Annotated in this window: 3 protein-coding genes; 1 reads left to right on the plus strand and 2 read right to left on the minus strand. The window is 45.4% G+C overall.

Annotation, left to right across the window (positions count from 1 at the left end):
• A partial coding sequence (locus VIP81_RS32960; RefSeq protein WP_331972352.1) for a family 43 glycosylhydrolase occupies positions 1-2,355 on the minus strand: 2,355 nt, incomplete at its 3' end.
• 261 nt (positions 2,356-2,616) lie between these two features.
• Here VIP81_RS32960 and VIP81_RS32965 point away from each other — a divergent pair.
• Entirely contained in the window at positions 2,617-6,747 is a 4,131-nt protein-coding gene (locus tag VIP81_RS32965; protein WP_331972355.1) for a hybrid sensor histidine kinase/response regulator transcription factor, read from the plus strand.
• Between the two features lie 60 nt (positions 6,748-6,807).
• Here VIP81_RS32965 and VIP81_RS32970 read toward each other — a convergent pair.
• A partial coding sequence (locus VIP81_RS32970) for an endo-1,4-beta-xylanase (RefSeq protein ID WP_331972358.1) occupies positions 6,808-7,544 on the minus strand: 737 nt, incomplete at its 5' end.

The following is a 7,544-nucleotide window of genomic DNA, read 5'->3' on the forward strand; positions in this document are numbered from 1 at the left end:
AAAAGCACCATCGTCGTCTCTGAATACGGCCGGATCAATGCTATAGCTCCCGGCAATCGGATCTTTTTCGGCTACAAACGGACCTTCCGGCTGTTGTGAAGTAGCTACCCCGATTTTAAATAGGCCCTGCTTATCTTTTGCGGGGAAATACAAATAGTAAGTTCCCTTTGAAAACGCTGCATCCGGCGCCCATAGCTGCCGGGAAGCCCAGGGAACATCCTGTACCCGTAACGCCATACCATGATCAGTTACCTGGCCACCAATAGCGTCCATAGAAAGAATATGATAGTCCGCCATCTGAAAATGATCGCCATTATCACTCTCCGCTGTTTTGGTGGCAGTGTCATGAGATGGATAGATATATATTTTTCCGTTGAAAAGATGCGCCGACGGATCGGCCGTATAAATATGCGACACCAGCGGTGATGATACATACTCGTGCTGCGCGCTATTCGTAAAAGAGAACCAGTTCAGGCGCAGTGCCGATGCGGCCTCACCTGTAAACCTGAATGTTAACCGGTGTTTGCCCCTGAGTGGCTGAACAGGTATACTGATAGTGCTATAGGCTGTATCTGTTCGCGCAGGAACAGTTACAGTGGCATATGGATGCAATGAATCGTTATCGGCATACACCGTTATGCGCCCCGTTCCGGGAGCTACCCGCAGCAACAGGTACTTATATCCATTTTCAACATCTACCTGGTTAAACCTGATCCATGAACCGTCCACCAAATTGGCCACATCCTGTTCCCCGGGGCCGCCCACATCACTGCTGCGCTTCACATGTGCCTCGTAAATCTCATCATACATTTCTGCCTGGATAAGTGATGAAGCCTTAAAGAGATTCGGTGGGCCCTGCCGGGTATCCATGCTGAACCAATCAATATCAACATAGCCTCCCGTTTGAACAGTGGCATAATTAAAAAGGGCGAACCGGTTACCTGTAAACATCTTCAGGTTAAATTGCATGTTGAGCGTATCGCCTAAGGGAATAAATGTTTTATTATCAAAACTATAATAGAAATGAGCCTGATCTTTCACGGTATTGACCGATGCCTTGAAGAAAATAGTATTTCTTTTTCCCACTGCAACGCTATCCATGGTGTTGCCGGCAAGTTCCATTACAATAAACTTTGCATGCGCCCCTACCCTTACGCCTATGAAGGCATGCGGCATTTGTAATACCGCAAGTCCTGCCACATCACCCGTTTTCATCTGGCTGATATCCAATGCCGCTGTGGCATCAGTGTACGGACCAAATATTCGTTGGGTCAACGAATTCCTGGCGTGGGGGAAATCGGCAGCAATGCTGCCGGTTGTAAGACGGAGGTATCCTTTTCGTTTATTTAAAGACCAGGCACCATCGTCCGGATTGTGATTCCACGACCACTGAACGGATAATTGATCACGACTAAAATCATCGCTGGAAGGCAGCACCTTTACAGGAAAAATGGCGTCCGTATTGGGTTTGGCGTGAGTAACAACGGCCCGGCCATTTTCTCCCGGTATGGGCCAGCCATCCACCCAATGCACGGGCTGCAACGTAGGCACTCTGCCTACTCCTTCTCTGTCCTGGAAGATAATACTCCACCACTCCCCCTTTGGTGTTTCAATCAATGCTCCCTGGTGAACGCCCTTTCCCGCGAGGTTCATATCATCCTTCAATACCGTTTTTTCTTCGTATGGACCATAGATGTGCTTTGACCGGAGACATACCTGGTAACCATCTCCGCCCCCATAGGTGGCGTAAATGTAATAATACCCGTTCACCTTGTAAACATGCGACCCTTCCAGTCCCGGCCTTTGCACCTTGTCGAATACAACGCTGTCACGACTAATGGGAGAAAGCTTTGCGTCTACTTCGGTGATGGATATCTTCGAATAACCATGGGCAATATATATGCGGCCGTTGTCATCAAAAAAGAGTCCGGCATCATAATAGGGCCTCACGAGCTGATGTACTTCCCAGGGGCCTTCCGCCTTTGTGGCGGTGCATAGAAAACCACCTTCATCGAGGGTCATGAAAAGTATATGGAATTTTCCGTTGTGATAACGGATACTACTGGCCCATTGCCCCCTGCCATAGCGGTTACCGCCCTGTAAATCATAGAAAGGATGCTGCTTAAACTGCGGAACAGCGTTGGCGGCATACTCCCAGTTAACCAGGTCTTTTGATTGCAGTACAGGCACACCAGGAAAAAAATACATGGTAGTGGCGACCATATAATAGGTATCTCCAACACGAATCACATCATTATCCGGAAAATCAGCCCATATAACGGGATTGGTATAAGTGCCGTCTTCATTGTCTGACTGTTGGGCATAGAGCACTTGGCTAAGGAGCACAAGTGCCATAACGAGGAATTTTTTATACATCTTTAAACCGTTAAACGAAAAGCAAAAATACCAGGACTCTCCTTTACACAATCGCTCATATGTCCAAATTTATAGCATAAATGTCTTACGGACAATAATTATACAACATAAGATAATATCCTGGCCGGGAATTGGAAATATTGAATATATTGAGACTACATTTCGATACCTGAATCAGGTCGTAGAAAAAACCACGTTCGAATCATTCAACCAACTTCCTCTTTTTAATGATAGTCAAATATGTCTACCTATAAATTCACGTTCCTCTGTTTCTTCCTATACCTGGCACAAATAGGCCGGACTCAAACCAGGCATATCAACTTCACCTTACTTTCCTCAAAGGACGGGTTGTTGTCCAATACGGTGAATGCCATTGTGAAAGACCACTATGGCCTGATGTGGTTTGCTACCGACGATGGCTTAAACAAATTCGACGGCACCAATTTCACCGTTTACCGGCACCGTGCCGGCGATTCTTCCAGCCTCAGAGCGAACGAGGTATTGGCGCTGCATGAAGACAAAGCCGGCAACCTCTGGATAGGCACCAGTGGCGGCGGCCTTAGTTTGTACGACCGCAAAAAGGACGCATTTATACATTTCCCCCTCCATGCCGATGCCCCTCAACTACCGCCTAATGCTGTAATCATGCACATTAGCAGCGATTCCTCCGGCCGCATATGGATGGCGCAGTTCGAAAATTTATTTATGCTTGATCCCAGCACCCGTCATATTTCCAAAATCAATCTTGACACGGGTGCTGGCAGTTCCGAAGCAAAGAAAACACCTAACTGTGTATTTGTAGACCGGCAGCAACAAATCTGGGTGGGCACCACACAGGGCCTTTACCGGTATTCCCCTTCCACCGGAGCAGTAAAACGTATCCCGAACAACAAAGCCGGCTATACGCCATCGGATAATCATATCAAAGCCATTGCCGGCGACAGCAACGGGCAGATCTGGGTGGGCACCTTAACAGGACTGTATACATTAGCTCCCAATGGCAGCGGCATTACTCCTTATCATCCCTCCATGGAAGCAGCCTTCCTGGATAATAAACTGGTGAACTGCATCGAACCAGATAAGGACCACCAATTATGGATTGGCACAGAGCAGGGTCTGATCATTCTTAATACCAGCACAAACAAGGCTGATTATTATCTTCCTGACGATCAAAACATTTACAGTCTTAGCAGTGAAGCCATTAAATGCGCTTATATCGATCAGCAGGGTATTTATTGGCTGGGGACCTTTCGTGGCGGAATCAATAAATACGATAAAAATCTGAATCTCTTTAGCTTCAAACCGGGCGCCATTTTCCATACAAATGGCCGCCAATCATCTATCGTAAGTGCTTTTGCAGAAAACAGCGATGGAAATGTTTTTGTAGCCACGGATGGCGGAGGTCTGTTCGAATTCAATCGCAAAACAGAGAAAGTCCGGCCCATCAATATCCCTCTTCCCGTGAAAGATGGCAAAATCTCCATCATGGCCCTCCATTACACCCGGGATAAAAAACTATACATCGGCACTTATGCCCTTGGCCTGCTGATCATGAACACCGCCAGCGGCAATTATAAATACATGACAAAAGGTACAGGCCCCAACGATCTGAACTCCAGCGATATTTTTTGTATCGCAGAAGACAGTAAGGGCAATGTCTGGATAGGCACAAATGGCGAAGGAGTGAGTGTATTAAAAAATGAACAGGTCATTGCCCGGTACAGTCCTCAGCCGGCGGTGCCAACATCCAATGACAAAAAGCTGCCGCTTAACGGATACATCAGAGCCATTGAAGAAGACAAGGAAGGAAATATCTGGATTGGCTCACATGGTGGAGGAATCGGTGTTTATCATCCTGCTACCGGTCAATGGAATATTTATACGCAAAACAACAGTCAGCTGCCCGGTGATAAAGTACAGGCACTGTTGTGCGACAGTAATGGGCGCATGTGGGTGGGGACCTATGGTGGCGGCTTAAGCCTTTTTGATAAAAACGCACAACGGTTCATCAACTTCTGTGAAAAAGATGGTCTGCAAAATACCACCATCTACCAAATTCTTGAAGACAAAAACGGTAGCATTTGGCTCAGTACCAACATAGGTATCAGCAGTTTCAATTTCACCACAAAAAAATTCCATAATTACTCCCATTATAACGGCGTGCAGAATAACAATTTCTATCATACCTCCGGTATCCGATTGTCTGACGGCGATTTAATGTTCGGCGGATTAGAAGGCTTTAATTATTTCACGCCTTCTAATTTAACGGTCAACAAAAATGTACCGATTGTGCTGCTGACAGATTTAAAAGTAGCCAATAAATCGATTAGCCCTGACGATGAAGGCCCTGTGAAGACACATATTTCCATTGCCGATGATATCAGACTTGCCTATAAACAAAATTTTGTGCTCAGTTTTGTAGCACTGAATTATACCACTCCCAAAGAAAATTACTATGCCTACAAGCTCGAGGGCTTTGACAAAGACTGGAACTATACAGGTACCGCTAACACCGCCGCCTATACGAACCTGGATCCCGGAGAGTATACCTTTCGTGTAAAGGCCAGCAATAATGACGGAATATGGAGTACCAAAGATACCAGGATAAAGATCTTTGTACGCCCACCTTTCTGGCGAACCACCTATGCCTGGCTGTTTTACCTGTCCACTATTTGTCTGTTGCTGCTGTATAGCCGTTACCAGGGAATTACCAGGATAAGGAAAAAATTCCTGCTGGAGCAGGAAAGACAGGAGGTAAAACGGGGGCAGGAGCTGGACAGGCTGAAAATTAAATTTCTGACTAATCTCAGTCATGATTTCAGGACACCCATTTCACTGATCATGGGTCCGGTAGAACAGTTAATTGCCGGGGAAAAAACCGGCAACCGGCTCGACAGCCTAAACATGATCAAACGAAATTCCCGGCGACTGCTCAACCTTGTTAATCAATTGCTGGACTTCCGGAAAATGGAAGAACATGAATTAAAGCTACAGCTGTCGGAAGGAGAACTCGTATCCTTCATCAAAGAGGTCATCGATTCTTTCCGCGACTTTGCCGAACGGAAAAATATCCGTTTCATTTTTAACAGCGGCCCAACAGCATTGTATGTGCTGTTTGACCATGATAAAATAGAACGTATCCTCTTCAATCTGCTTTCCAACGCATTTAAATTTACCATGGAAGAAGATACCGTTATTGTTGAACTACAACTATTGGAGAAAAACGATGCGTCAGATCAACAGTGTATACTCATACAGGTAAAAGATACGGGTATTGGTATTTCAAAAGACAAAAAAGAAAAAGTGTTCGAACACTTTTTTCAGATCAATAACACCGCTGCCATACTCAATCAGGGCACTGGTATCGGGTTATCCATTACAAAGGAATTTGTAAAAATGCACGGAGGCACTATTGACGTAGAAAGTGAATCCAGACAAGGCGCTACATTTTCTATATGGCTTCCATTAAAGAGTACGCAAAACCGGCCGGCGCCTGATTTGTTATCTGATGAGGAAAATACGCTACCATCGCCGGAACAAGCGGAGGTACCACACATCGTTGAGCAGTCGGAAAGCACTTCTGAAATGTTCACCATATTACTTGTGGAAGACAATGAAGATTTCAGATTCTACCTAAAGGATAATCTTCGTAACACTTACAAAGTGATAGAAGCCACCAATGGGAAAGAAGGCTGGCAAAAAGCGTTATCACTGCATCCACAGTTGATTGTCAGCGATATCACTATGCCACAAATGGATGGTATAAGTCTGCTCCAAAAACTGAAAGCTGATAAAAGAACCGCTCATATCCCGGTTATATTGCTGACTGCACTCACTAATGAAGCGCAACAGATTTCAGGATTGGCAACGGGCGCCAATGATTATATCACCAAGCCATTTAATTTCGAGATCCTGCATGCGAAGATCAGGAACCTGTTGCACCTCAATGATACTTTAAAAAACACCTATACCAAACAGATAAAACTGCTTTCGCCCGAAATAGCAAAGGAATCGACAGAAGAAAAACTATTGGCCAGAATTGTCAGCCACCTCGAAGAAAATCTGACAGATGCCCAACTGTCTGTGGAGAGCCTTAGCAAAGAAGTAGGTATGAGCAGAAGCTCTCTCTACAATAAATTACTGGAATTGACAGGGCAAACACCGGTTGAATATATCCGTTCCTACAGACTGGAAAAGGCGGCGGCCCTTATGAAGAAAAGTGATATGAACATTGCCGAAATTGCTTACCATGTTGGTTTCTCTACGCCTAACTACTTCGCCAAGTCGTTCAAACTTAAATACAATATGTTGCCGTCTGAATTTATAGCAAAGGCTAAAAAAGAGAAGGCGGGGAATGAAGACGTTGTTTAACAGGAAAGTCCCCAGACGGTATATCCGGGGACTTTCATCCGTTGCTACTAAACGTTTTTGTTATTTTGCATTCGCTTCCAGCGCCTTTGCCACCGCTGCATAGGCCAGCTTTCGTACATAGGCTGTTGTCCAAAGTCCTACTGGTTCATCTGCCCGCCAGGAGGAATTAGCCGGGCTATCGAGTGGGCTCCAGATGGTAATACCGTAGCGTTGTTTAGGCGGAATGAGTTCAAAATATTTATCCATTACATACTTATACATTTCGGCCTGTGCTTTATAATGTTCAGCAGTGGCAGCGGTTGTTTTTACGCCTACGCCCAAATCCAGCTCAGAAACTTTGATCATTTTCCCCGTAGCTGCCAGCAGCTTAAACATTTCCACAATTTTCTCCTTGTTGGTGTTAATGTCGATATGCATTTGCGTGCCTATTCCATCCACTTTACCGCCCTGGCTTTCTATGTAGTTAACATAGGCTATGAGGCCACGACATTTATCCAGGCTGTACTCCAGATTGTAGTCGTTGATAAAGTGAATATCTCCGGGATTACCATATTGCCTGGCCATTTTAAACGCCGTAACGGCATAATCCTTACCCAGATAATCCTGCCAGTAAAACTCATCGGCCGCCATATTAGTTCTGCCTACGCCTGTTTTCAATTCATAAGGCTTACCATCATCCATTGGTTCATTCACCACATCCCATGCCTTTACAACAGATTTCCCGGCGCCTACCATGCCACTCATCCATTTATCCAATGCAGCAGTGAGGAGGTACTTTTTTTCTGCGGCGGTTTTTT

The organism is Chitinophaga sp. (assembly GCF_036566945.1).
In the GTDB taxonomy this organism is placed as follows: Bacteria; Bacteroidota; Bacteroidia; order Chitinophagales; family Chitinophagaceae; genus Chitinophaga.